Origin of the sequence: Streptomyces sp. NPDC050315 (assembly GCF_040655775.1) — a bacterium.
Lineage (GTDB): Bacteria > Actinomycetota > Actinomycetes > Streptomycetales > Streptomycetaceae > Streptomyces.
This window is the reverse complement of record NZ_JBFAKN010000003.1, coordinates 265,825-289,847: the sequence shown is the minus strand read 5'-3', so window position 1 is coordinate 289,847 and position 24,023 is coordinate 265,825. Positions and strand designations below refer to the sequence as shown.

21 protein-coding genes are annotated in these 24,023 nt (G+C 72.3%); 7 read left to right on the top strand and 14 right to left on the bottom strand.

The features are described from left to right. Positions 1–22: 22 nt before the first annotated feature. Positions 23–1,186, top strand: a complete 1,164-nt coding sequence (locus AB0I82_RS12545; RefSeq protein ID WP_363257184.1) for an acyl-CoA dehydrogenase family protein — start codon at positions 23–25, stop codon at positions 1,184–1,186. Here AB0I82_RS12545 and AB0I82_RS12540 read toward each other — a convergent pair whose 3' ends face one another. Next, entirely contained in the window at positions 1,187–1,750 is a 564-nt protein-coding gene (locus AB0I82_RS12540; protein WP_363257183.1) for a PadR family transcriptional regulator, read from the bottom strand. Positions 1,751–1,840: 90 nt separating this feature from the next. Next, positions 1,841–3,862: an NADPH-dependent 2,4-dienoyl-CoA reductase gene (locus AB0I82_RS12535; RefSeq protein ID WP_363257182.1), complete on the bottom strand. Its 2,022-nt coding sequence runs from the start codon at positions 3,860–3,862 to the stop codon at positions 1,841–1,843. Positions 3,863–4,386: 524 nt separating this feature from the next. Between AB0I82_RS12535 and AB0I82_RS12530 the strand changes: the two genes are divergently transcribed. Next, positions 4,387–5,712, top strand: a complete 1,326-nt coding sequence (locus AB0I82_RS12530) for a hypothetical protein (protein ID WP_363257181.1) — start codon at positions 4,387–4,389, stop codon at positions 5,710–5,712. A gap of 178 nt (positions 5,713–5,890) precedes the next feature. Beyond that, complete coding sequence (locus tag AB0I82_RS12525) at positions 5,891–6,253, top strand: STAS domain-containing protein (protein WP_363257180.1); 363 nt, start codon at positions 5,891–5,893, stop codon at positions 6,251–6,253. A 15-nt stretch (positions 6,254–6,268) separates the two neighbouring features. Here the strand turns inward: AB0I82_RS12525 and AB0I82_RS12520 are convergent, their stop codons facing one another. Further along, on the bottom strand, positions 6,269–6,754 hold the full coding sequence (locus AB0I82_RS12520) for an Lrp/AsnC family transcriptional regulator (RefSeq protein WP_363257179.1): 486 nt from the start codon (positions 6,752–6,754) through the stop codon (positions 6,269–6,271). Between the two features lie 59 nt (positions 6,755–6,813). On the opposite strand from AB0I82_RS12520, the gene AB0I82_RS12515 reads away from it, so the two are divergent. Beyond that, a complete protein-coding gene (locus AB0I82_RS12515; protein ID WP_363257178.1) occupies positions 6,814–8,055 on the top strand; it encodes a PLP-dependent transferase in 1,242 nt (413 codons plus the stop codon). Here AB0I82_RS12515 and AB0I82_RS12510 read toward each other — a convergent pair. The 3 genes from AB0I82_RS12510 to AB0I82_RS12500 form a co-directional block, all read right to left on the bottom strand. Further along, entirely contained in the window at positions 7,982–9,370 is a 1,389-nt protein-coding gene (locus tag AB0I82_RS12510; protein WP_363257177.1) for a GNAT family N-acetyltransferase, read from the bottom strand. The genes AB0I82_RS12515 and AB0I82_RS12510 overlap by 74 nt on opposite strands. Positions 9,371–9,472: 102 nt before the next feature. Continuing rightward, the gene (locus tag AB0I82_RS12505) at positions 9,473–11,056 is read right to left on the bottom strand and encodes an alkaline phosphatase D family protein (RefSeq protein ID WP_363257176.1); all 1,584 of its coding nucleotides are present in this window, start codon (positions 11,054–11,056) and stop codon (positions 9,473–9,475) included. Positions 11,057–11,223: 167 nt separating this feature from the next. Continuing rightward, a complete protein-coding gene (locus tag AB0I82_RS12500) occupies positions 11,224–12,093 on the bottom strand; it encodes an alpha/beta fold hydrolase (RefSeq protein WP_363257175.1) in 870 nt (289 codons plus the stop codon). Positions 12,094–12,278: 185 nt separating this feature from the next. Between AB0I82_RS12500 and AB0I82_RS12495 the strand changes: the two genes are divergently transcribed. Together AB0I82_RS12495 and AB0I82_RS12490 are read left to right on the top strand one after the other, a co-directional pair. Continuing rightward, a complete protein-coding gene (locus AB0I82_RS12495; protein WP_363257174.1) occupies positions 12,279–13,160 on the top strand; it encodes an RNA polymerase sigma-70 factor in 882 nt (293 codons plus the stop codon). Positions 13,161–13,429: 269 nt separating this feature from the next. Beyond that, complete coding sequence (locus AB0I82_RS12490) at positions 13,430–14,182, top strand: GntR family transcriptional regulator (RefSeq protein WP_363257173.1); 753 nt, start codon at positions 13,430–13,432, stop codon at positions 14,180–14,182. Here AB0I82_RS12490 and AB0I82_RS12485 read toward each other — a convergent pair. Together AB0I82_RS12485 and AB0I82_RS12480 are read right to left on the bottom strand one after the other, a co-directional pair. Continuing rightward, positions 14,139–16,292: an NACHT domain-containing protein gene (locus tag AB0I82_RS12485; protein ID WP_363257172.1), complete on the bottom strand. Its 2,154-nt coding sequence runs from the start codon at positions 16,290–16,292 to the stop codon at positions 14,139–14,141. The two genes, AB0I82_RS12490 and AB0I82_RS12485, sit on opposite strands and share 44 nt — an antisense overlap. A 168-nt stretch (positions 16,293–16,460) precedes the next feature. After that, positions 16,461–17,615 (bottom strand): ROK family transcriptional regulator, encoded by a 1,155-nt coding sequence (locus AB0I82_RS12480; RefSeq protein WP_363257171.1) that lies wholly within the window; start codon positions 17,613–17,615, stop codon positions 16,461–16,463. 128 nt (positions 17,616–17,743) lie between these two features. Between AB0I82_RS12480 and AB0I82_RS12475 the strand changes: the two genes are divergently transcribed. Further along, a complete protein-coding gene (locus AB0I82_RS12475) occupies positions 17,744–18,229 on the top strand; it encodes a hypothetical protein (RefSeq protein ID WP_363257170.1) in 486 nt (161 codons plus the stop codon). Here AB0I82_RS12475 and mug read toward each other — a convergent pair. The 6 genes from mug to AB0I82_RS12445 all read right to left on the bottom strand — a co-directional run bounded on the left by mug (position 18,160) and on the right by AB0I82_RS12445 (position 24,022). Next, complete coding sequence (gene mug / locus AB0I82_RS12470) at positions 18,160–18,711, bottom strand: G/U mismatch-specific DNA glycosylase (RefSeq protein ID WP_363257169.1); 552 nt, start codon at positions 18,709–18,711, stop codon at positions 18,160–18,162. The two genes, AB0I82_RS12475 and mug, sit on opposite strands and share 70 nt — an antisense overlap. A gap of 13 nt (positions 18,712–18,724) precedes the next feature. Continuing rightward, positions 18,725–20,158, bottom strand: a complete 1,434-nt coding sequence (gene purB, locus AB0I82_RS12465) for an adenylosuccinate lyase (protein WP_363257168.1) — start codon at positions 20,156–20,158, stop codon at positions 18,725–18,727. Positions 20,159–20,278: 120 nt separating this feature from the next. After that, a complete protein-coding gene (locus AB0I82_RS12460; protein ID WP_363257167.1) occupies positions 20,279–21,130 on the bottom strand; it encodes a DeoR/GlpR family DNA-binding transcription regulator in 852 nt (283 codons plus the stop codon). A 59-nt stretch (positions 21,131–21,189) separates the two neighbouring features. Next, a complete protein-coding gene (locus AB0I82_RS12455) occupies positions 21,190–22,236 on the bottom strand; it encodes an NAD(P)-dependent alcohol dehydrogenase (RefSeq protein ID WP_363257166.1) in 1,047 nt (348 codons plus the stop codon). Further along, positions 22,233–23,081, bottom strand: coding sequence for a carbohydrate ABC transporter permease (locus AB0I82_RS12450; RefSeq protein ID WP_363257165.1), 849 nt, complete (start codon positions 23,079–23,081; stop codon positions 22,233–22,235). The genes AB0I82_RS12455 and AB0I82_RS12450 overlap by 4 nt, the downstream gene beginning before the upstream one ends. Continuing rightward, positions 23,078–24,022 carry a sugar ABC transporter permease gene (locus AB0I82_RS12445; protein ID WP_363257163.1) on the bottom strand — a complete coding sequence of 315 codons (945 nt, stop codon included), beginning with the start codon at positions 24,020–24,022 and terminating at the stop codon, positions 23,078–23,080. Before AB0I82_RS12445 ends, AB0I82_RS12450 begins: the two co-directional genes overlap by 4 nt. Position 24,023: the final 1 nt, after the last annotated feature.

Sequence of the window (24,023 nt, the reverse complement as noted above, 5' to 3'; positions counted from 1 at the left end):
CTCTCAGACGAAGGAATTCCTCATGAGCACCCTGGACACCCTCCCCGAGGACGAGCGGTTCGTCGTCGAGACCGTGCACGACTTCGTCAACAAGGACGTCAAGCCCGTCGTCCAGGAACTGGAGCACGCCAACACCTACCCCGAAGCCCTCATCGAGAAGATGAAGGAGCTCGGCATCTACGGGCTCGCCATCCCCGAGGAGTACGGCGGTACCAAGGTCTCCACACCCTGCTACGTCCTGATCACCGAGGAGCTGGCGCGCGGCTGGATGAGCCTGGCCGGCGCGATGGGCGGCCACACCGTCGTCGCCAAGCTGCTGCTGCACTTCGGCACGGAGGAACAGAAGCAGCGGTACCTCCCGAAGATGGCCACCGGCGAACTCCGCGCCACCATGGCGCTCACCGAACCCGGCGGCGGCTCCGACCTCCAGGCCATGCGCACCACCGCACGCAAGGACGCCGAGGGGTACCTCGTCAACGGCGCCAAGACCTGGATCACCAACTCCCGCCGCTCCGGGCTGATCGCCCTGCTCTGCAAGACCGACCCGGACGCCACCCCCGCCCACCAGGGCATCTCCATCCTCCTCGTCGAGCACGGCCCGGGCCTCACCGTCTCCCGCGACCTCCCCAAGCTCGGCTACAAGGGCGTCGAGAGCTGCGAACTGTCCTTCGACAACTACCGTGCCGCGCCCGACGCCGTCCTCGGCGGCGTCGAGGGCAAGGGCTTCGCCCAGATGATGAAGGGCCTGGAGACCGGCCGCCTCCAGGTGGCCGCCCGCGCGCTGGGCGTCGGCCGGGCCGCGCTCGAGGACTCCCTCGCCTACGCCCAGGAGCGCGAATCCTTCGGCAAACCGATCTGGAAGCACCAGTCCGTCGGCAACTACCTCGCCGACATGGCCACCAAGCTGACCGCGGCCCGCCAGCTCACCCTGCACGCCGCGCGCGAGGCGGACGCGGACCGCCGGGTCGACATGGAAGCCGGCATGGCCAAGCTCTTCGCCTCCGAGACGGCGATGGAGATCGCCCTCAACGCCGTACGGATTCACGGCGGTTACGGCTACTCCACGGAGTACGACGTCGAGCGGTACTTCCGTGACGCACCGCTGATGATCGTCGGCGAGGGCACCAACGAGATCCAGCGGAACGTCATCGCGGCACAGCTCGTCAAGCGCGGCGGACTGGACTGATCAGGACTGATCAGGTGTTTCGGGCCGGCTCTCCAGCGCTTCCAGTTCGGTGAGCGACTCGGTCAGCCACTGGACCCAGAAACTCTCCTGGGCGATGCCGGCACGCAGCACGAGATGCTGCAGCCGGTCCGCCTCCGCCGTCTTCTCCGGCGGAAAGTCGCGCGCCTCGATCTCGTGGTACTCCGCCAACTGCCCCTCGTGCAGCGCGAGATGACGGCGGAACTCCGCTGTCAGACCGGTCGCGCCGACCACGGCCGCGGCCCGCAGCCGCAGCAGCAGCGGATCGCGCATGGCCCGGGGGTCCTGCCGCTCCGCCACCCACGCGGTGAGCGCCTCCCGGCCGGCCGGCAGCACCTCGTACTCCCGCTTCTGGCCGCGCGAGGGCTGCGCCTGCGGCAGGGCGTGGATCAGCCCCGACTCCTCCAGCTTGCGCAGCTCCCGGTAGATCTGCTGGTGGGTGGCGGACCAGAAGTACCGGATGGACCGGTCGAACCGCCGCGTCAGCTCCAGCCCCGACGACGGCTTCTCCAGCAGGGCCGTGAGGATCGCGTGCGGGAGGGACATGGGAGCCTTCCAGAGTGCGGTGGTGTGCGGCGGATGCGTGGGTACCGATGGCGGGCACTACTACCGGTACCCACGCATCCTAGGCCGCCCTCAGATGTCCGCAGCCAGTCGCGTGCCCTGCAGAATCGCGCGCTTGGCGTCCAGCTCCGCGGCCACGTCGGCGCCGCCGATGACATGCGCGGTGTGCCCGGCCGCCACCAGCGCGTCGTACAGCTCGCGGCGCGGCTCCTGGCCCGCGCACAGCACGATCGTGTCGGCCGCGAGGACGGACTTCTCGCCGTCGACGGTGACGTGCAGCCCCTCGTCGTCGATGCGCTCGTACGTGGCGCCCGGCGTCATCGTCACGCCGCGGTGCCGCAGCTCCGTACGGTGGATCCAGCCGGTCGTCTTGCCCAGCCCCGCGCCGACCTTGCCGGTCTTGCGCTGCAGGAGATGGACCGCGCGCGCCGCGGGCGCCCGCACCGGCGCCTTGAGGCCGCCGCGGTCCCCGTACGAGGTGTCCACGCCCCACTGTGCGAAGAACGCCGCCGGGTCCAGGCTCGCCTGCTCCCCGCCGTCGGTCAGGAACTCCGCCACGTCGAAGCCGATGCCGCCCGCGCCGATGACCGCCACCGTCCGCCCGGCCTCGACCCGGCCGGTCAGCACGTCGAGGTAGCTGACGACGCTGGGGTGGTCGATGCCGGGGATGTCCGGGGTGCGCGGGGTGACGCCGGCCGCGATCACGATCTCGTCGTACCCGCCCGCGCCCAGGTCCTCGGCGGTCACGGCGGTCCCCAGCCGTACGTCGACCTTCAGCTCCTCCAGCCGCGTACGGAAGTACCGCAACGTCTCGTTGAACTCCTCCTTGCCGGGGATCCGGCGGGCGACGTTCAGCTGCCCGCCGATCTCGGCGGCGGCGTCGAACAGCGTCACGCCGTGCCCGCGCTCGGCGGCGGAGACCGCGAACGCCAGGCCCGCCGGGCCCGCGCCGACCACGGCCAGTTCCTTGCGGCGTCGGGTGGGGGAGAGGCTCAGCTCGGTCTCGTGGCAGGCCCGCGGGTTGACCAGGCAGGAGGTGAGCTGCCCGGAGAAGATGTGGTCCAGGCACGCCTGGTTGCAGCCGATGCAGGTGTTGATCGCGTCGGCGCGGCCCTCGCGGGCCTTGGCGACGAAGCCGGGGTCGGCGAGGAACGGCCGGGCCATCGACACCATGTCGGCCCGCCCCTCGGCGAGCAGCCGCTCGGCCACCTCCGGGGTGTTGATGCGGTTGGTGGTGATCAGCGGGATCTTCACCGCGCCCATGACCTTCTCGGTCACCCAGGAGAACGCGCCGCGCGGTACCGAGGTCGCGATGGTCGGGATGCGGGCCTCGTGCCAGCCGATGCCGGTGTTGAGGAGCGTGGCGCCGGCCGCCTCGATCTCCTTGGCGAGCTGTACGACCTCGTCGTAGGTCGAGCCGCCGGGCACCAGGTCGAGCATCGACAGCCGGTAGATGAGGATGAAGTCCGGGCCGACCCGCTCGCGCGTGCGCCGCACGATCTCGACGGGGAAGCGGATGCGGTTCTCGTAACTGCCGCCCCAGCGGTCGGTGCGCTGGTTGGTCGGCGCGGCGATGAACTCGTTGATGAGGTAGCCCTCCGAGCCCATGATCTCCACGCCGTCGTACCCGGCCTGCTGGGCGAGCGCGGCAGCCCGTACGTAGTCCTCGATGGTCTGCTCGACCTCGTCGTCGGTGAGCTCGTGCGGGGTGAAGGGGTTGATGGGCGCCTGTATCGCGCTGGGCGCCACCAGCTTCTCGCTGAAGGCGTACCGCCCGGTGTGCAGGATCTGCATGGCGATCTTCCCGCCTTCGCGGTGCACCGCCTCGGTCACCTGCGCGTGCTCGGCGGCCTCCGCTTCGGTGGTGAGCTTGGCGCCGCCGTCCATCGTGCAGCCCGCCTCATTGGGGGAGACGCCGCCGGTCACGATGAGGCCGACACCGCCGCGCGCCCGCTCCGCGTAGAAGGCGGCCATCCGCGCGAAGCCGCCGGGCGCCTCCTCCAGGCCGAGGTGCATCGAGCCCATCAGGACCCGGTTGGGCAGGGTGGTGAACCCCAGGTCGAGCGGGCTCAGCAGGTGGGGGTACGGGCTCATCCGAAGTCTCCTCGCGCGCACAGTGCCGACGAGCTTCTTTTGTAGGTGAGCGGAGGCTCTTTTGCAACATGTTGCATAAGCGGTGTTGGTCACGTGGGTGAGCGGCGGGGGTCAGGTGGTGAGCGGCGGCGGTCAGGTGGGTGGGGTTGTGGATAACCGGGGCGGGTGGGAGGGGGAGGGGGGCTGTGGATAACCGGGGGAGTGGGGGTGGGCGGGGCTAGTTTGGGGGTGTGCGGTGGTGGCGGGGGAGGGGGTCCCACTCACTCTGGTCGGGGGAGAGGGAGGGGCCCTGCCCAGGGCCATAAGCAAACCCCTATCGACCAACGCCCAAATCGAATCAACCGACGTCTCTCCTGCGACAGTTGAGCCGGTAGCGTCGTGATCAGCGCCAACGCGCCGGAACGGGGCCGTCGCGTTGGCCGAGCCGGGCCCGTGCCGACCGGGCGCCGGCAGCCCACTACCGAACCCCGTGACGTCTTGCCCCGGACCCTCCGCGGCCCGAGGCTGAACTGGGGGACGCCACGATGCCCGAACGTGAGGGCTTCATGCAGCGCATCGCCGACAACGTGCGCGATGTATTCGACGACGAGAACGACGGCGCCAAGGCGCCCGGCAAGAAGGCACCACAGCAACGGCAGGAGGGGAACGTGCCACAGCCGGCACCGCAAGGACCGCCGCCCGGCCCCGCCAAGGGGCGCCCCGATCCCGAGGTGGCCAAGGTGGTCTACCTGGTCGGCAAGGAGCTGACCGCCTCGGACAAGGCCATGCTCGCCGCCTTCGAAGCGGCTCTCGTCGAGTCGGGCATGGAGAACCTGAACTACGGCGACCGGGACTCGGTCGGCGTGTTCCAGCAGCGGCCCAGCCAGGACTGGGGCACCCCGGCGCAGTGCATGAACGTCAACTACGCGGCGCACAAGTTCTTCGAGCGGGCGGTCGTGGCCGACCGCGACAACCCGGACTTCACCGCGGGCCAACTGGCCCAGAAGGTGCAGGTGTCCGCGTATCCGGAACGGTACGACCAGCGGGAGGGCGAGGCCCGGCAGCTCATCGAGACGACGCGCGAGGCGCTGAACGAGGCCGCGCCACCGCCGCCGGGCCCGCCGCCGCTGCCGCCGGCTCCGGAGCAGCCGCGGCAGGACGTGCTGTTCGACATGAAGCTGCGTGACGAGCTCTTCGCCGGCCTGCAGCTCTACATGGTGACCAACGGGCACGACTTCGCGCTGCCCGGCTGGGTACCGGACCCCTTCGGCCGCCGCCGCAGCGAGGCGTCGCTGGAGAAGGTCCTCGCCCTGGACCCGCTCATCACGTCACTGAGCCACCGGTACCGGATGCGCAAGGCGCTCATCCAGGCCCCCGTCTTCTGGGAGTACCGCGCGGACGGCGCGGACTGGATCGCGGACGGCATGGTCATGTCCTACTACCACTACAAGGAATGGCAGGAGCACCCGTCGGGCCGGGAGCCCACCGTCCCCTACCCCAAGGACGACGCCTCCACCGGCATCGCCCAGATCTTCTCAAGGACCTCCATCCGGGCCCGTAACTTCGCCCACTCCAAGGGGCTGCTGCCCGACCCGAAGCTGGACGAGAACGACTGGCACGACGTGTGGGCGGAGTGGCAACGGCTGCACCATTTCGAGAACCACAACGTCGGTACCGTGCCGCTGGTGCACCTCAAGAGCGCCGAGGACCTCAACATCCGCCGGCCCGAACCGCTCCTGTACAACGAGGCCGACATCTGGAACATCCTCGCCAGGTACAACGGCACGAACCTGGACGCCGTCGAATACGGCCGACGCGCCCTCGACCTGTACAAGATCTTCGAGGCGTTCAACGCGCGGCTCAGAGGCTGACAGCACGGCATCCGCCCCGTGGCCGTGGCTCCGGCACATGCCACGGCCACGGTCACGGTCTGTGACGGAATTCTTCGGTCGGTTTCGATCGAGACGGCCTGACGGGGGCCTCACCGCGCCATCATGGGGGCCGTGAGCCGGTGCGGACCGGTGAGTCGGTTGAAGGGAGGCGGCCGGGATGCTCGTGAAGACCCCGACCGACAGGCGCGTACGGATCGAGCGGTGGCCGGTACCGGCCGGCTCGCCCACCCTGGCGAAGCTGGCCGTGGTGGGCGTCCTCGACGGTGACAGCGTGTCACGGCTGTGCGACGCCACCGCGGCGGTCATGGCGGGCGGCAAGCGGCATCTCCGGCTGGACCTCTCCGGCGTCACGTCCTGCGACACCGCCGGCCTCTACACCCTCCTCGGCGTGCAGAGCGCGCTGCGCTCCATGGGCGGCAGCCTGGTACTGCTCCGCCCCAGCATCTCCGTGCACGCCGGCCTCAGGGCCGCCCGCCTGCATCTGCGGCTGGTCATCGCGCCGCCTGGCTCGCTGATGTAGCCACCTTCTGGAGCCTCAGCCGACCGCGTCCGCCGGCGGCAGCAGCGGGCCGCATGCCCAGCGCTGGAAGACCAGCCGGGTCTCGACCCTGGCCACCTCGCGCCGCGCGGTGAACTCGTCCAGCACCAGCCGCTGCAGGGCCGCCGCGTCCGGCACGGCGACATGGACGAGGTAGTCCTCGGGCCCGGTGAGGTGGAAGAGGGAGAGCGCCTCGGGCAGCGAGCGGATGCGCTCGACGAAGGGGCCGACCAGTTCGCGGCGGTGCGGCCGCACCTGCACCGAGAGCAGCGCCTGCAGCCCGCGGCCCAGTTTCGCGGGGTCCAGGCGCAGTTCGTGTCCCAGGATCACGCCGCTGCGGCGCAGTCGGGTCACCCGGTCCAGACAGGTCGACGGCGCGACGCCGACCGCCGCGGCCAGGTCGCGGTACGTGGTCCGGGCGTCGTTCTGCAGCAGGCGTAATATCTCCAGGTCCACCGGATCGAGACGCGCAGAGTCGGCCATGTACCGAACGTAACACGGAAGTTGACCATCCGGTCAGGGGCCCCGACCAGCATCGGAGCATGACCCGATCAGCCGCGCGGCCGGACCGCGCCACCGCCGCTGTCACTACCCCCGACACTCCGCACCGCGCCCTGGCCACCGAAGCCGTGCACGCGGGCCGCGAGGATCTCGCCGCGCAGGGCCTGCACGCGGCCCCGCTGGACCTGTCCACCACGTATCCGTCGGCGGACAGCCGCGCCGAGGCCGCCCGGCTCGACGAATTCGCCGCCACCGGCGCCGAGTTCGAGGGCCCGCCCGTCTACGGCCGACTCGGCAACCCCACCGTCGCCCGCTTCGAGCAGGCGCTCGCCCGCCTCGAAGGCACCGAGTCCGCCGTCGCCTTCGCCAGCGGCATGGCGGCCCTCGCCGCCTGCCTCCTCGTCCGGCACGCCGAAGGACTGCGGCACGTCGTCGCCGTACGTCCCCTGTACGGCTGCAGCGACCACCTGCTGACCGGCGGACTGCTCGGTACGGAGGTGACCTGGACCGACCCGGCCGGCATCGCCGACGCGATCCGGCCCGACACCGGCCTGGTCATGGTCGAGAGCCCGGCCAACCCCACCCTCGCCGAGACCGACCTGGCGGCCGTCGCGCACGCCTGCGGCTCCGTGCCGCTGCTGGCCGACAACACCTTCGCCACCCCCGTACTGCAGCGCCCCGCCGAGGCCGGTGCGCGGCTGGTGCTGCACAGTGCGACGAAGTACCTCGGCGGTCACGGCGACGTGCTGGGCGGCGTGGTGGCCTGCGACGAGGAGTTCGCGCGGCGGCTGCGGCAGGTGCGGTTCACCACGGGCGGCGTGCTGCATCCGCTCGCCGGCTACCTGCTGCTGCGCGGGCTGGCGACCCTTCCCGTACGGATGCGGGCCGCGTCCGCCACCGCGGCGGAGCTGGCCCGGCGGCTCGCCGGCCACCCGCAGGTGTCCCGGGTGTACTACCCGAAGCTCGGCGGCGCGATGGTCGCCTTCGAGGTGTGCGGGGACCCGCACGAGGTGACCGCCGGGGTGCGTCTGATCACCCCGGCGGTCAGCCTCGGCAGTGTGGACACGCTCATCCAGCACCCGGCCTCGATCAGCCACCGCGTCGTCGACGCCGCCGACCGCACGGCCGGCGGTATCTCCGAACAGCTGCTGCGGCTGTCGGTGGGGCTGGAGGACGTCGAGGACCTGTGGCAGGACCTGGAGGCGGCGCTCAGCGGCCGGCCGTCTCCCACTCCGCGGGAACCGGCAGCGGCCGGCGCCGCAGCCCCGCAGGCCGCGCCGTGATCACCAGCGTGCCCTCCTCGACCTGGTAGTCCAGCGGCAGCCCGAGGCCGCGCATGGCCGCCACCATCCCGGTGTTGGACGCCTGCGTGATCGCGTACACGCTCTCGCTGCCCGTCTCGGCGGCCATCGCGACCAGCCGCTCCAGCAGCTCGGCGCCGATGCCGCGGCGCTGCCACGCGTCCTCCACCAGCAGCGCCACCTCGGTCTCGTCGCCGTCCCACAGCAGGTGGCCGAGGGCCACCAGCCGCCCGGAGGCGGTCTCCACGGCCAGCGTGCGGCCGTGCCGAGGGCTCAGCAGGTGGTCGAGGTAGCGCGCTGAGTCCTGTACGGGGCCGTGGTAGCGCAGCGACAGCGTCCGCTCCGAGCAGCGGTCGTGCATCTCGCGGGCTGCCGTCAGGTCGGAGGGGTCGGCGCGGCGTACGGTGATGTGGTTGCCCTCGGGGAGGGTGAGGGTGTCCCGGCGCTCCGGTACCCGCTCGCCGAGCCGGGTGTCCAGCTCCACGAGCGCCCGGACCCGCGCGAACTCGGTCGGCGTGAAGGGGAGTTGCGGCCGCTCGATGATGAGCGCACCCCCGGACGGGTCGCGGAACTTCATGGTGTGGTCCTCAAGTACGCCTTCGTCCGGCACCCGTTCGGCCAACGGCTCGCCCTTCAGCGTGCGCGCGGGTACCGAGTGGATGGTGCAGCGGCCCAGCAACTGCCGCAGCGCCAGAGGCAGTTCAGCGGAGTCCAGGGCCGTTCGGGTGGCCAGGGACAGCATACGGGCCGGCGCGTCGACCAGATCATGGGTATCGGCGCGTTCCAGCCAGGTGTCCCGGCCGCCCGCCGCGGTCACCGCGCCCGCCAGCACGCCCCGCTCCGGGGTGCCCGGCACCCGCAGCAGGAATTCGTCCACCGTGCCGTCCGACAGCGGGTGGGTCTGCAGGCTCAGGATGTCGACCCGGTGCGCGGCCAGCGCCTGGCACAGTGCGGCCAGGCTGCCCGGCTCGTCCCGTACGGTCGTCCGCATGCGCCACAGCGTCGTCTCGGGGAGCTCCGCGCCCTCGGCGAGGGCGGCGGCCGACGACGCTGCGGCGCCGGTATCGCCCGGCGGCGGCGCGTGTTCGTGGCGTCGTGCCCACCACACGTGGAAGCCCGCCGTGGCGAGCAGCGCGACGGCCGAGGCGCACAGGAACACCGGGCCCGACGGACCGTGTGCGACGGCGTTGGCGACGGAGTCGGCCACCGCGACGGCGGTGAAGAGGGCGGCCAGTTCGACGACGTCCCGCCGCCAGTGATGGCGGCGGGCGCTGCGGTTGGTGGTTTTCTCAGTCATGCACTCCAGCATCACCGACCGGTGTTGCATGATCACAAACGCCTTGTGTCCGCCAGGTAAAGGACGCAATTGCCTCTCCTGGCGCCTTCGAACCGTACGCCTCTACTGTCCGACTCGCCCCGGTTCCAGGGTCTGGCTGAACAGTACCTCGCCACTGTCCTGCCGCAGCCGCACCGTCAGTTCCCCGCTCCCGCCGTCGATGTCGATCTCACCGAAGTACTGCGGCGTCTCCGCGGGTGAGGTGTTCGCCCGGTCCGGCGCCTTCACGAACCGCTGCTCGGGCCCGAACGTACCGTCCAGCTTGAGCGCCGGGAACCCGCCCGCGTTCAGCGGCCCGGAGACGAACTCCCAGAACGGCTCGAAGTCCTTGAACGCGGCGCGCGACGGATCGTAGTGCTGCGCCGAGGTGTAGTGCACATCCGCCGTCACCCACACCGTGCCCGTGATCCGCCGGTGCTTGATGTGCCGCAGCAACTCCGCGAGCTGCAGCTCCCGCCCCAGCGGCTGCCCCGGATCGCCCTGCGCCACCGCCTCGAAGCGGGTCTTGCCGTCCGGCACGACCAGCCCCAGCGGCATGTCGGACGCGATCACCTTCCACACCGCCCGCGACCGCGACAGCTCCCGCTTGAGCCACCGCAGCTGCTCGGCGCCCAGGATGCCCTGCGCGTCCTCCGTCTGCTTCCCGTCGGAGTTGGCGTTCCGGTACGTCCGCATGTCCAGCACGAACACGTCCAGCAGCGGCCCGTGGTGGACCACCCGGTACACCCGCCCCTGCCCGTCGGGCCGCAGCGTGCGGATCGGGAAGTACTCGCCGAACGCCCGCAGCGAGCGCTCGGCCAGCACGTCCACGTTCTTCTCCTGGTACCGGTCGTCGTCCAGGATCTGCCCCGGATACCAGTTGTTGCGCACCTCGTGGTCGTCCCACTGCGTGATCGTGGGCACCTGCGCGTTGAACCGCCGCAGATTGTCGTCCAGGAGGTTGTACCGGAAGTTGCCGCGGAACTCGGCGAGGGTCTCCGCGACCTTGGACTTCTCCTCGGTGGTGATGTTCCGCCAGGTCCGCCCGTCCGGCAGCTTGACGCTCGCCGTGATGGGGCCGTCGGCGTAGATGTTGTCGCCGCTGCACAGGAAGAAGTCCGGGTTCCGGCGCCGCATCTCCTCATAGATCCGGTAGCCGCCGCGGTCGGGGTTGATGCCCCAGCCCTGCCCCGCGAGGTCCCCGGACCAGTGGAACCGGACCCCCTCGCCGCGCTGCACCGGTGCCGTACGGAACGTACCGGTCACCGGCTCCCCGGTACGCCGGGGATCGTCCGGGTCGGCGAGCGTGACCCGGTAGTGGATCTGCTCGCCGGGCGGCAGGCCGCGCAGCGAGGTCAGCCCCGTGAAGTCCGTTTCCGCGCCGATCACCGGTCCGTGCCAGGTCCGCGCGTTACGGAACGACTCGGTCGCCGCGGTCTCCACGATCATCCGCGCCGGCCGGTCCGACCGCACCCACACCAGCCCCGAGCCGGTCGTCACATCGCCCACCTGCACGCCCCAGTCGGCGCTCGGCCGACCGGTGCGTGCTTGCGCGGGAGCCGCGCCGCCGATCGCCGGCAGCGCGAGCGCCGCGGACGCGGCCGCCGCTCCGTGCAGCACCGAACGCCGCCCGAAGGCTCTGCCGCCTGCTGCCGCTCCCTGCGCCATGTGATCCTCCGTTGCTCGATCGCTCTGCGTACGGTCCGTTCGTACCGGTGCCCGGTGCCCCGAAACCGAACGCACAGTGAACAACCGGCTGACAACGGCACGGAAGCCCGGAACCGGCCCATGGTCGCAAGCGGACGCGGCAATGACCAGGAGGTCGGCGTCGCGGGTCACACTCCGGTCGGCAGCACCGTGTCGAGTATGACCCTGGCGACCAGGGCCGGGTCGTCGTTCATGGGCACGTGGCCACAGCCGGGGAGGCGGACGAGGCGGGCACCCGGGATCACGCGCTTGGCCCGTGCGCCCTGGCGGGGCAGGAGCAGCCGGTCGCGGGTGCCCCACCCTATGGTCACCGGAACGTCCGGTATGTCGTGGCGGAACAGCACACCGGGGCCGCGCCCCGCGGCGAGCGTGGCGGCGAAGCCGGGCGCCTCCCGCAGCGCGCGCGTCTCGGCCGCCACGGCGGCCGGTGAACGGCGCCCGGGGCGCGCATAGATCGAGCCGGTCAGCGCCGCGCGGCCGGCCGCCGAGCGGGCCAGCACCTCGACCACCGGCGGCGGCAGGGCCCGCGCCCCCGCCCGCATGCCCGTCAGGACCCCGAAGGCGTACCGGCGTTCGGCCTCCGTCCAGAAACCGGCCGGCGACAGCGCCGTCACCGACCGCACCGCCCCCGCGAGCCCCAGCTCCAGCGCCAGCAGCCCGCCGAGCGAGTTGCCCACCACGTGCGGCCGCTCGACGCCCAGTGCCGCGAAGGCGTCCGTCAGCAGCGGCACCACCGTCGTCAGGTCGTACGCCACGCCGTCGGGAAGCGCGGGGGAGGCGCCGAAGCCCGGCAGGTCCAGCGCGATCACGTCGTGCGACGCGGCCAGCACGCTGAACACCGGCTCCCACGCCTGGTAGTGGTGGCCGATCCCGTGCAGCAGCACGACCGGCTCGCCCGCGCCCTTGCGCTCGTACGCGACGGTGAACGGCGGCCGGCCGTCGGGGGCGACGAGGAGGGAGGAGGCGGTGGCGGTCGGCGCGGTCCGGGCAGTCGTCATGGGGGCTCCTTTGAGGGGAGGGGAAGCCGCTGGGGATGGGCCGTACGTGGGGGCGGCCCAAGAGACACCTTGTCAGCAATCATTACCGGTGGGTAGCAGTCGGACGTGAATTCCCCGGCAGCCCCGAACCGCCGCCCACACGGAACCCGCTGGACAACACGGCGCCGTACCGGTGGGATAAGGACGTGCTGACCGACACCGCGACCGATGTCTTCGAAGAACACCGCCCCGTCCTCCAGGGCGTGGCCTACCGCATGCTCGGCCGGGTGGCCGACGCCGAGGACGTCGTCCAGGAGGCGTGGCTCCGCTGGTCGGCCGCCGACCGCGACACGGTACGGGAACCGCGCGCCTACCTGGTGCGGGTCGCCACCCGGCTCGCCATCGACCGGCTGCGCCAAGTCCAGGCCCGGCGCGAGGCGTACGTGGGGCCGTGGCTCCCCGAGCCCGTCGCCACCGACTTCGGCGGCGCCGTCCCGGACAGCGCCGACCGCGCCGTCTTCACCGAGTCCGTCACCCTCGCGGTCCTCGTCGTCATGGAGTCCCTCTCGCCCCTGGAGCGCGCCGTCTTCGTACTGCGCGAGGCGTTCGGCTATCCGTACGCGGAGATCGCGTCCGTACTGGAGCGGGGCGAGGCCGCGGTGCGCCAGCTGGCGGGGCGGGCCCGGCGCCACGTGGAGGAGCGCAAGCCGCGCTTCGAGGTGAACCCGGAGCGCCAGCGCGACCTGACCGAACGCTTCCTGGCCGCCGCGGCCGGCGACGACCTCCAGGGGCTGATCGGCCTGCTCGCCGAGGACGTGCGGCTGGTCGGCGACAGCGGCGGCAAGGCCAAGGCGCCGCTGCGCGTCATCGAGACGGCGGACAAGGTCGGGCGGTTCCTGGTCGGCATCTCCAAGGCCCCGGCCGTCGACCTGCGGTTCGGCTTCGCCGAGCTCAACGGCGGGGTCGCGCTGGTGGGGCGGGTCGGCGACCGGGTCGACACGGTCTTCCAGCTGGACGTGGTCGACGGCCGCATCCAGACGATCTACGTGGTCCGCAACCCTGACAAGCTGGCGGCGGTGCAGGCCTGAGGCCCGCCCTTCCCTGGAGCCGGCGGCCCGGTGGGCCGCCGGCTTTTGCGTGCTTACCGCCGCATTCGCGCGCCCATCGGCCGTGTCCAACCGTGTTGAGTCGGTCACGCTACGGCATCGGATCGCCCATTGGTCTTGACCAAGGGTGAGGCCGCTCATATCGTCGCAGGCATACTTCAACAACCTTTAATAAAGAAGCGCTCAAAACCCCTGGCGGGCGCCGGGGGACCCCGGGGCGGTCCCGGGACACGGCGAATGCGGAGGACAGGGTGGGGACCACGCAGCTCGACACGGTGCAGGAACCGAAGTACTGGCACCTCAAGACCGTGCTCAGTGAGGCGCTCGACTCGGAGTTCGCGGTCGGTGAGATTCTGCCGAACGAGCGGGACCTCGCCGCGCGCTTCGGGGTCGCCCGCGCCACGCTCCGGCAGGCGCTCGAACAGCTCGAACTCGAAGGCAGGCTGCAGCGCCGCCGCGGTGTGGGCACCACGGTCGCGCCGCCCCGTATGGGCGTGCCCGTGGACCGCTCCGGACACAGCTGGCCCGGCGCGCCCGGCGACGCCTGGCAGCCGGCCGACGCGGCGGCGGTGGACGGCGGCGCGGTCCCGGCGGCCGTCGCCGAGCCGCTGGGAGTGGGCGCGGGCGACACCGTGCACATCGTGCGGCGCACCAGGGTCGACAACGGCCAGCCCGTCGCGGCCGAACTGCTCTACGTACCGGCCGAGTCCGTGCCCGGCCTGGCGACGGCCGCCGCCACCGGCCCGGTGGCCCGCGCCCGCGCCGTCCTTCAGGAACTGCAGCGGCTCGACCTGGACGGCGAGGAGCGCGCTGTGGAACTGGGTTCGGCGCGCGCCGAGGACGCCAAGCAGCTGGACCGGCTCCCCGGTGCGCCGGTACTGGTGGTCACCACCCGCTATGTGACCGGCGGCCGCACCACGGCGGTCTCCGTCTCCACCTACCGCGCCGACACCTGCCGCCTCACCTTCGGGGACCGCGAGGACGTGACGGTACTGGCGAGCTGAGGCGGTCCTGCAGACGCGCGTGGCGGAACTGGTAGACCGGGCCGTTGCGGCGGAGCACGCCGCGGCGGTGCGCATCCCGGAGGAAGCGCATCAGGCGCCAGGGCAGGTCGCCGCGGAGCGCGTACCAGGCGCGGGTCACCAAGAACCAGCTCCAGGTGCCGGCCGGCAGTCCGGTCTGGAACCGGCCGACCAGCCGGCCGGCCGCGCCGATGCTGAGACCGGTGCCGAGTCCGACGGTCAGGCCCGTCATGACGCCCAGCTCCCGTTCGAAGACCAGGGCGACCACGACCCCGGCGACCAGTCCTGAGCCGAGGGTCTCCACCAGGAAGCGGATGGCCATGACGGCGCGGTCGTTGCGCAGCAACGACTCCGGGCTGGCCGAGCTCAGGGCGTCGGCGGGGGTGTTGAGCCACTCCATGACGCCGAAGGAGACCCCCAGCCCGATGCCGGCCATCAGCCCGGCGAGCAGCCCGACGACGCGGCCGCCCGTGAGCTCGGCCAGCAGCCCGGCCCCGACCCCGGCGCCCACTCCCGTGGCGAGCCCGACGGTCAGCCCGGAGCCGAGTCTGCGGCCGAGGCGCCGGCCCCGCCCGCGGAGGCGGATATTGACCTGCTGGGGATAGACGGGCGGCCGGACCAGAAGGCCGGCGACGACCGAGGCCGCCGTGCCGGCGGCCAGTCCGGCCGCCAGACCGACCGACAGCCCGGCAGCCAGCCCTCCCACCAGTCCGCTGATCAGTTCCAGTACGAGCGCGGCGACCCGGCATCCGCAGGGGGAGAACGCACGGTGCAGCCGCCACCAGGCCAGGTCGCGGGTGCCCTGGCGGTGCAGGTGGGTGGCGAGGAAGGCCAGCCAGCGCAGCGCCTGTTCGGGGGAGTGGCACCGGTCCGTGCCCGTTCGGCCTCCGCCGGTTCCGGGGAGCGCCGTGCGGGCCGCGTAGACGGCGGGAACGAACGCGTCCAGGAGGTGCTCCTCGACGGCGTCGCGCTCCGGGAACCGGGCGGCGTCGAGCAGCTCGGCGGGATCGGTCGCCGGTGACATGTAGGCGGTGCGGGCCATGGCCGCCATCAATGGGGCGGACAGCGCCTGGGCCAGGGGTGTCCCGGGCTGCTCCCGCAGGCGGGCGAAGACGGGTGCCCAGCGGGCGTCCTCGGCGACGGTCCCGCCGGTCAGAAAGGAGATGGTCTCCGGCACATCCACCGGTGCGAGCTCGACCACGGCCGCTGTGGCCAGCAGCTGGCCGCTGCTGGTGACGGCGGTTTCGTACTCGGTGCTGCGGCAGGTGACCACGAAGGGGCGGCCGGCGGCCGCCCGGTCGATCTCCGCCAGCGCCGCCGGGCGCAGCGGAGCGGGCATCTCGTCCAGGCCGTCCAGTACGGGCAGGATGTGCCCGCCGGTGGCCAGCCGGGTCGCCGCGTGGGGCCCGAACACGTCCGGGTTGGCGAGCGCGGGGTAGTCCTCGGCGAGTCGGCGGGCGACCCAGGTGAAGAGATGCTCGCCGTGCGGGTCCCACGACGACATCGACAGCAGCACCGGTACCGGCCCGCCGTGTTCGCCGCGGCGCTCCAGCAGACCGAGCGTCAGCACCATGGCCAGTACGGTCTTGCCGGCCCCTGGCCCGCCGAGCACCACCAACTGGCGTCGGGGCAGTGCCAGATAGCGGGGCACCACCTCGTCGAGCCCGCCGAGCAGCCTCAGCCGCAGCGGCCGGCCGCCCACGGTGCCGCCGAGCACCGCGCCGGGCCGGGCGGAGACCGGGCGGGGCGTCGCCGACCAGCGCACGTTCAGCGGCCGTGGCCGGTGGAGCATGCGGATCCCGGCCTCCTCCTCCCACTGCTGCCGCACCGTAGCGGCGAGCTGCGCCAGCGTACGGCGCTCCCGGGCGTCGCCGGCGGTCCCGTCACCGCCGTCCGGCTCCGCCTCCGGCGGGCCGCGGCGCGCCTCGACGAACGCCGCGACCAGTGCCAGCACGAGAGCGACGGGCCAGGACAGCCACAAGTAGGGCACCACCTGTTCCGGAACGGCGCCGGTGGCCAGGTTGGTGGCCACGGGCAGCAGGAACGCGGTCACGAGGACGAGGCCGAGCGTGGCGCGCGAGAAGCGTCGCATCCCACCCCCTCGGACTCGCCCCGGCCTGCCCGGTGGTTCACGCACCGGGCCGGTGCGGCCGGGCGCACCGCCGGTCCGAAGGGCTGGAGTCTCGGACGATGCAGCAAGCCTTCGGACGGCGGCAAGCGATCCGGTGGGCATTACGGTGAGTGGCAGTTGCGGGCGGGATCACCGCCGGGCCGTCACCGTGCCCTCCACCGCGAACAATTGCTCCTCGACGTGGTCGAGGGCGAGGCGCAGGGCGCCGGTCGCCACGGCCGCCTCGCCCAGGACGGACAGGGCGACCTGCGGCGGCCGCAGACAGTAGCGCGCCAACTCCTCGCGCAGCGGGTCCAGTACACCGTCCAGACCGGCCGCCCAGCCGCCGACCACGACGATCTCCGGATCCAGGGCGAGGACCAGCGCCGCGACATCGTGCACCAGCCGCTGGATGAAGCGCCGCATCGCGTCCCGGGCGCGCGCGTCACCCTCGCGCGCCAGCGTGAACACCCGCGCGACCTGCGCCTCGTCCAGCGGATGCAACGGCTCGCCGGTCGTCGACAGCAGCGTCTCCGGCGTCTCGCCGCGCCCCAGGAGATGCAGCGCGCCGATCTCGCCGGCCGCCCCGCCGAAGCCGCGGTGCAGCCGCCCGCCGATCAGCGAACCCGCGCCCGGACTCAGCCCGGCCAGTACGAACACCACGTCGTCCGAGCCGGCCGCCGCGCCCTTCCAGTGCTCGGCCACCGCGGCCGCGTTGGCGTCGTTCTCCACCAGGACCGGGCAGCGGAAGGACCTGCGCAGCCGCTCGCCCAGCGGCAGCCCCGTCCAGCCCGGCAGTGCCGTACCCAGCCGTACCGTGCCGTCCGCCTCCACGATCCCGGGGCCCGCGACGCCCACCGTGCGCAGCGAGTCGCGGGCCACGCCCGCCTGCCGCAGCAGGTCGGCGACCGTGTCCCGGGCGCATGCCAACCGCCGGTCGGCCGGGGCCGATTCGTCCACGTCGTGCTGGACCGAACCCAGTACGCGGCCGCTCAGATCGGACAGCAGCGCCGAGACCCGGTGCGCGCCGATCTCGATGCCCAGCAAGTGCCCGGCCTCGGCACGGAAACGGAACCGGCGGGCGGGCCGGCCCTGCCGCCGCGCGCCCTCCTCGGCCGGCGCCTCCACGACCAGCCCGGACTCGATCAGGCCCTCCACGACCCCCTCGACGGTGGGCCGGGACAGCCCGGTGAGCTGTACCAGGTGGGTCAGGGTGGGGGAGTCGGCGGCGCGCAGCGTGTGCAGTACCACCGCGGAGTTGATCCGCCGCAGCAGGGAGGGGTCCCCTCCGGTGAGCCGCCCCAACGTCCGTCTCCCTCGCCTCGCGTGTTTGCGGGATCGTAGCCGGTCGGACGGCGTGCGGCGAGCCCCGAAGTGCGCTGGTCACGGCCTGTGACGGACCGATTGTCAGACCCCGGGTCTTTACTGGTGACATGACGAAGCAACAGTTTTCCGGTCACCTGTCCGCGATCGACACCGCGATTGACGCCGCGCTCTCCGTGCCCGGCGACGTCGGTCGGCTTCTCCGGCTCCGCGTGAGCGAGGAGTACTGGGACGCCGACCCGGCGGACGAGCGGGCGGTCGCCGAGGAGTTCGAAGCGGAACGGGAGGCGCTGGACGGTGTGCTGTCCTTACGCTGGGGCCCGCCCGAAGTGCTGGACCTGACGCCTCATCTGGAGCGGTCGGCGATGGGCCTGCCGGTGTGGCCGCCGCTGGCGGACCTGTCCGCCCTGACCACGACGGCACACGTCTGGAAGGTCGGGGACTGCCGCGTGGCGACCGGCGTGGGCAGAGCCGCCGACTTCCTGCCGTACGAGCTGGTCGTGGCGGTGTGGCCGGACGGCGGCGGTCAGTCCTCGGCGAACGCCGCTTCGCGGAGCCGGCCGTACTCCTCCGCCAGGGTGGTGGGGTTCCAGTGAGCGTTCAGGCCACTGGGGTTGGGGAGTACCCAGATGCGGGCGCCGCCGATGGTCCGCTCCTGCGGCCCGACCTTGGCGAGCTTGTCGCCGAAGGCCGCGCGGTAGGCGGTGACCCCGGCGACCGCCAGCCACGCGGGCCGCAGCCGGCGCACCTTCTCCTCCAGCTGGCGGCCGCCCTCCGCGAATTCCTCCGGCGTCAGTTCGTCCGCGCGGGCCGTGGCCCGCTGCACGACGTTGGTGATGCCGACGCCGTACCGCAGCAGCTCCTGCTCCTCGTCCGGCCGCAGCCGCCGGGGGGTGAAGCCGGCGGCGTGCAGCGTCGGCCAGAAGCGGTTGCCGGGCCGGGCGAAATGGTGGCCGGTCGCGGCCGACATCAGGCCCGGGTTGATGCCGCAGAAGAGCACCCGGAGGCCGCTCGCGGCCACGTCCGGGACGAGGCGGTCACGAGCGGCTTCCAGCTCTTCGGGGGTGAAGCGCGGCATGGGGAGACCGGCGTCAGAGGATGGAGCCGGGGGTGTAGGCCGCGGCCTCGGGGTGCGCCTTGGCGATCTCCTCGATGCGCGCGACCACGGCCGCCACCTGGTCGGCGGCCGCGCCGGTGAAGGACAGCTTGTCGGCCATCGCCTCGGCCAGCTGGTCGCGGTTCAGCGGGATGCGGTCGTCGGCGGCGAGCTTGTCCAGCAGCTCGTTGCGCTCGGCGCCCTGCTCGCGCATGGCGAGCGCGGCGGCGACGGCGTTCTCCTTGATCGCCTCGTGCGCGACCTCGCGGCCGACGCCGGCGCGCACGGCACCCATGAGCACCTTCGTCGTGGCGAGGAAGGGGAGGTAGCGGTCCAGCTCGCGGGCGACCACGGCGGGGAAGGCGCCGAACTCGTCCAGGACGGTCAGGAAGGTCTCCAGCAGGCCGTCCAGCGCGAAGAAGGAGTCCGGCAGCGCGACGCGGCGCACCACGGAGCAGGACACATCGCCCTCGTTCCACTGGTCGCCGGAGAGCTCACCGGCCATCGAGGCATAGCCCCGCAGGATGACCATCAGGCCGTTGACGCGCTCGCAGGAGCGGGTGTTCATCTTGTGCGGCATCGCCGAGGAGCCGACCTGGCCGGGCTTGAAGCCCTCGGTGACCAGCTCGTTGCCGGCCATCAGCCGGATGGTCTTGGCGAGCGAGGAGGGCGCGGCGGCCAGCTGCACCAGGGAGGTGACCACGTCGTAGTCGAGCGAGCGGGGGTAGACCTGGCCGACGGAGGTGAAGTTCTGGGCGAAGCCGAGGTGGCCCGCGATGCGCTGCTCCAGCTCGGCGAGCTTGCCGGCGTCGCCGCCGAGCAGGTCGAGCATGTCCTGCGCGGTGCCGACCGGGCCCTTGATGCCGCGGAGCGGGTAACGGGAGAGGAGGTCCTCGAGGCGGGCGTGGGCGACGAGCAGCTCGTCGGCGGCGGTGGCGAAGCGCTTGCCGAGGGTGGTGGCCTGGGCGGCGACGTTGTGCGAGCGGCCGGCCATGACCAGCTCGGCGTGCTCGCCGGCCAGCTTGCCGAGCCGGGCGAGGACGGCGACGGTGCGGTCCCGCATCAGTTCGAGGGAGAGGCGGACCTGGAGCTGCTCGACGTTCTCGGTCAGGTCGCGGGAGGTCATGCCCTTGTGGACCTGCTCGTGCCCTGCGAGGGCGTTGAACTCCTCGATCCGGGCCTTCACGTCGTGCCGGGTGACCTTCTCGCGCTCGGCGATGGAGGCCAGGTCGACGTTGTCCAGGACTCGCTCGTAGTCGGCGAGGGCCTGCTCGGGCACCTCAACGCCGAGGTCCTTCTGCGCGCGGAGCACGGCGAGCCACAGCTTCCGCTCCAGCTTGACCTTGTACTCGGGGGACCACAGGACGGCCAGCTCGGTGGAGGCGTAGCGGCCGGCCAGGACATTGGGGATGCGGGGCTTTGCAGTCACGTGAGCCGATTCTACTGTTCGTTTGCGCAGGCCGGCGCCACGGTCCGGATTGTGGCTTACTACAAGCCGCGCGGCTCCGCTACAAGCCGCCCGACCCCGCCACAAGCCGCACGGCCCCCGCTACGAGCCGCGCGGCTCCGCCGGTACCGTCTCCACCTCGACGCCCAGCTCACGCACGGCGGCGACCTCGCGGGCATCCGTGCCGGCGTCGGTGATCACCGCCTCGTACAGTGCCGCGTCCCCGTAGCAGTACGTGGCGGTCGTGCCGAATTTGGAGTGGTCGGCGAGCAGCAGGCTGCCGGTGGCGGCGCCCAGCATCGCCTCCTTGACCTCGACGAACTCCGGCAGCGGATGGAAGAGGCGACCGCCGTGCACCGCCGTCGCCGACATCAGCGCCAGATCCGCGTGGATCCGCGACAGCCCCCGCGTCACCTCACGTCCGGTGCAGGAGTTGAAGTCGCCCTGGTACTGCCCGCCGAGCAGCGTCACCTCCGGACCCGACCGCGCCGACCGGGCCGGCCCGCCGGACGCTCCGGATGCCCCGGTCCCCGAGGTCAGCCGCTGGGCCAGCCCCACCGAATTGGTGACGACGGTGAGCCCGTCGATCGCCGCCAGGAGGCCGGCCAGCGGGTACAGCGTGGTCGAGTCGTCGATGAGCAGCGTGCTGCCGGGCCGGATCCGCCGGGCCGCGGCGGCACACAGAGCGCTCTTCACCTCGCGGTGCGCGCCCTCCCGGAAGCGGGTGGCGGTCTCCATGGTCAGGGCCGGGAAGGCGACCGCGCGTCCGCGCTCCTTGCGCAGCAGATGACGCCCCGCGAGGTCGTCGAGATCGCGGTGCATGGTCATCAGGCTGAGGCCGAAGTGCGCGGCGAGGTCGTCGATGCGGATCTCGCCCCGCTCGACGACGTACTTCAGTACGTCCTGCCGGCGGTCCTCGACGGCTGCCTGCGACAGCCGCGCCTTGGCGGGCACCCGGCCCTCCTTCCCTCGTGCGTTCCCTCTCGTGCGCCGCGCCCGGGCCCGGCGCGCCGTCAGCCGATCTGCGGGCGCACCACCGCCTTGATCGCGGCCGGATCGGCGGCGCCCGCGGTAAGCGCCACCCCGCTGTCCTCCAGGCCGTACCGGTGCGTGACCAGCCGGGCCAGATCCACCTCGCCGGAAGCGGCCAGCGAGATGGCGGTCGGCCAGGTGTTGGCGTAACGGAACGTACCGGTGACCTCGATCTCGAAGTTTTGCACATGCGCCAGCGGCAGCGGGATGGTGTCCCCGCCCATCCCGACCAGCACCGCACGCCCCGCCCGGCCCAGCGCGCGCAGTCCTTCCTCGGCGGCGGCCGGCGCGCCCGAGCACTCCAGCAGGACGTCCGGCTCGTACCCGGTGTCGGCGAGCCGCGTCCGCCGCGCGTCCACGGTCGCGGTGGCGCCCAGCTCGCGGGCCACGGCGAGCCGCTGCGGCGCGACGTCGGTGACCACGACCTCGCTCGCCCCGAAGGCCCGCGCGCTCTGCAGGGCGACGAGCCCGATCGGCCCGGCCCCCGTCACCAGCACCCGCGCCCCCGGCGCGATCCGCGCCTTCCGCGCGGCCCAGACGCCCACCGACAGCGGTTCGAGCAGCGCCGCGCCCTCCGTGCCCAGCGACTCGGGCACCGGATGCGCGAAGTCCTCGTCCACGGCGACGTACTCGCACAGCGCCCCGTCCACCGGCGGCGTGGCGTAGAAGGACACGTCCGGGCAGAGGTTGTACCGGCCCTGCCGGCACTGGGCGCAGCGGCCGCACGGCACGCCCGGCTCGATGGAGACCGGCTGCCCCAGGGTGTGCCGCCGGGCGCCGGGCCCGAGCGCGACGACCGTGCCGCCCGGCTCGTGCCCGAGGACCATGGGGGAGCGGACGATGAAGTCGCCGATCCGCCCGTGCTCGTAGTAGTGCACGTCGGAGCCGCACACGCCGACGGCTTCGACGCGTACGAGCACCTGCCCGTGCCCCGGCCGGGGCACCGGGCGCTCCTGGATCTCCAGTTGCTTCGGTGCGACGAGCACGGCGGCCCGCATCGTCTCCGGAAGGTCGGAAGTGTGGGTCATTCTCCGGTCACGGCTCCCATGGTCAGGCCGGTGACCAGCCACCGGCGTACGGCGAGGCCGACCAGCATCATCGGGATCACCACGACGGTCCCGATGGCGGTCAGCTGCCCCCAGTCGATGCCGGTCTGGGTGACCAGCTGACTGGCGGCGATGGGCAGGGTCTGGGTGTGCGGTCCGCTGAGGACCAGCGCGAAGGCGTAGTCGTTCCAGGAGAACACCAGGCACAGTACGAAGGTGGTCACCAGGCCCGGGCGCGTCAGCGGCAGGATGACGTGCCGGAACGCCTGCCAGTTGCCGCACCCGGCCACCAGCGCGGATTCCTCCAGGGACGGCGGTACCTCCGCGAAGAAGGCGCTGAGCAGCCAGATCGCGAAGGGCAGATTGAAGGAGAGATAGGCCAGGACGAGGCCGGGGAGGGTGTCGATCAGCCCGAGCCAGCGGAAGATCAGGAAGATTGGCAGCACCACGGCCGCCATCGGTGCCATCCGGGTGGAGATGATCCAGAACGACAGGTGGTGCTTGCCTCGCATCCTGCTGCGGGCCAGGCCGTAGCCGGCGAGCGCGCCCAGCGCGGTGGCCAGCAGCGCCGAAGCGCCCGCCGCGACCACGCTGTTGCGCAGGTACGGCCAGAGCGAGTTGCCGCCGCTGAACAGCCGCCGATAGTTCTCCAGCGTCGGCGCGAACGACAGACTGGGGGTCGGCGCGGTGACCTCCCCGGTGGCCTTCAGGGACGACAGCAGCATCCAGCCCAGCGGTACGAGGGTCCACACGAGGGCGACGAGCACGAGGACGCGGACGGTCCAGCGGGCGGTACGGGTACCGCGTTCGAGAGCGGCGGTGGTCATCGCGGCAGCTCCTTCCGTTCGAGGAGGCGGACGAAGAAGCGGGCGACGACGGTGGTCACGGCGAGCATCAGCAGGCCGGTCACGGCGCCGTACCCGAAGTCGAAGAAGCGGAAGGCCGTTTCGTAGAGCCGTACGGAGGCGACCTTGGTGGCGTCGGCCGGGCCGCCGCCGGTGGTGTTCCAGATGATGTCGAAGTAACGCAGCGCGTCCATGGACCGGATCAGCAGCGCCACGAGCAGTACGGGCGTGAGGGACGGCAGGACGATGTACCGGAGCGTGCGCACTATGCCCGCGCCGTCCAGGGCCGCGGCCTCCAGGACGCTCGCGGGTACGGACGTCAGCCCGGCCAGCGCGATGAGCGCGATCAGCGGCGTCCACTCCCAGATGTCCATCAGCGTCACCGCCGTGAACGCGCCGGCCCGGTCGCCCATGATGTCGCCGTGGTACCCGACCTGCCGCAGCAGCCAGCTGTACAGGCCGAACGTGGAGTCGGTGAGGAAGCGGCCGAGCAGCCCGACGATCACGGGCGCGACGAACATCGGGAGCAGTGCCAGGCTCAGCGCCGCGTTGCGGCCGCGCCGCAGCCGCCACAGGCAGACGGCGAGCAGCGTGCCGAGCACCATCTCGCCGCCGACGGTGAGGACGAAGTACGCGGCGGTGCGGACCCAGGCCCAGGCCATGTCCGGGTCGGCGAACAGTCGCCCCCAGTTGTCCAGGCCGACGCCCTCCAGCCCGAGGCCGCCGAGCAGATGGACACGGGAGAAGCTCATCGCCACCACGGCCACGAACGGCAGCACGGAGACCGCGGCGAGGACGAGGATGCCGGGGGCCATCATCCGGCCGTGGAAGCCGGGGAGCGGACGGCGGCGGCGCGGCCACCCGGTGCCGGGCGCGGTGGCGGCGGTGTCCGGCGCCGTTGCCCGTACGGAAGGCGTCGTCATG

Excerpts from the sequence above, each read along its gene's own strand:
- AB0I82_RS12545 (WP_363257184.1), top strand. The coding sequence starts at position 23 with ATGAGCACCCTGGACACCCTCCCCGAGGACGAGCGGTTCGTCGTCGAG.
- AB0I82_RS12540 (WP_363257183.1), bottom strand. The coding sequence starts at position 1,750 with ATGTCCCTCCCGCACGCGATCCTCACGGCCCTGCTGGAGAAGCCGTCG.
- AB0I82_RS12535 (WP_363257182.1), bottom strand. The coding sequence starts at position 3,862 with ATGAGCCCGTACCCCCACCTGCTGAGCCCGCTCGACCTGGGGTTCACC.
- AB0I82_RS12530 (WP_363257181.1), top strand. The coding sequence starts at position 4,387 with ATGCCCGAACGTGAGGGCTTCATGCAGCGCATCGCCGACAACGTGCGC.
- AB0I82_RS12525 (WP_363257180.1), top strand. The coding sequence starts at position 5,891 with ATGCTCGTGAAGACCCCGACCGACAGGCGCGTACGGATCGAGCGGTGG.
- AB0I82_RS12520 (WP_363257179.1), bottom strand. The coding sequence starts at position 6,754 with ATGGCCGACTCTGCGCGTCTCGATCCGGTGGACCTGGAGATATTACGC.
- AB0I82_RS12515 (WP_363257178.1), top strand. The coding sequence starts at position 6,814 with ATGACCCGATCAGCCGCGCGGCCGGACCGCGCCACCGCCGCTGTCACT.
- AB0I82_RS12510 (WP_363257177.1), bottom strand. The coding sequence starts at position 9,370 with ATGACTGAGAAAACCACCAACCGCAGCGCCCGCCGCCATCACTGGCGG.
- AB0I82_RS12505 (WP_363257176.1), bottom strand. The coding sequence starts at position 11,056 with ATGGCGCAGGGAGCGGCAGCAGGCGGCAGAGCCTTCGGGCGGCGTTCG.
- AB0I82_RS12500 (WP_363257175.1), bottom strand. The coding sequence starts at position 12,093 with ATGACGACTGCCCGGACCGCGCCGACCGCCACCGCCTCCTCCCTCCTC.
- AB0I82_RS12485 (WP_363257172.1), bottom strand. The coding sequence starts at position 16,292 with ATGCGACGCTTCTCGCGCGCCACGCTCGGCCTCGTCCTCGTGACCGCG.
- AB0I82_RS12475 (WP_363257170.1), top strand. The coding sequence starts at position 17,744 with ATGACGAAGCAACAGTTTTCCGGTCACCTGTCCGCGATCGACACCGCG.
- mug (WP_363257169.1), bottom strand. The coding sequence starts at position 18,711 with ATGCCGCGCTTCACCCCCGAAGAGCTGGAAGCCGCTCGTGACCGCCTC.
- AB0I82_RS12455 (WP_363257166.1), bottom strand. The coding sequence starts at position 22,236 with ATGACCCACACTTCCGACCTTCCGGAGACGATGCGGGCCGCCGTGCTC.
- AB0I82_RS12450 (WP_363257165.1), bottom strand. The coding sequence starts at position 23,081 with ATGACCACCGCCGCTCTCGAACGCGGTACCCGTACCGCCCGCTGGACC.
- AB0I82_RS12445 (WP_363257163.1), bottom strand. The coding sequence starts at position 24,022 with ATGACGACGCCTTCCGTACGGGCAACGGCGCCGGACACCGCCGCCACC.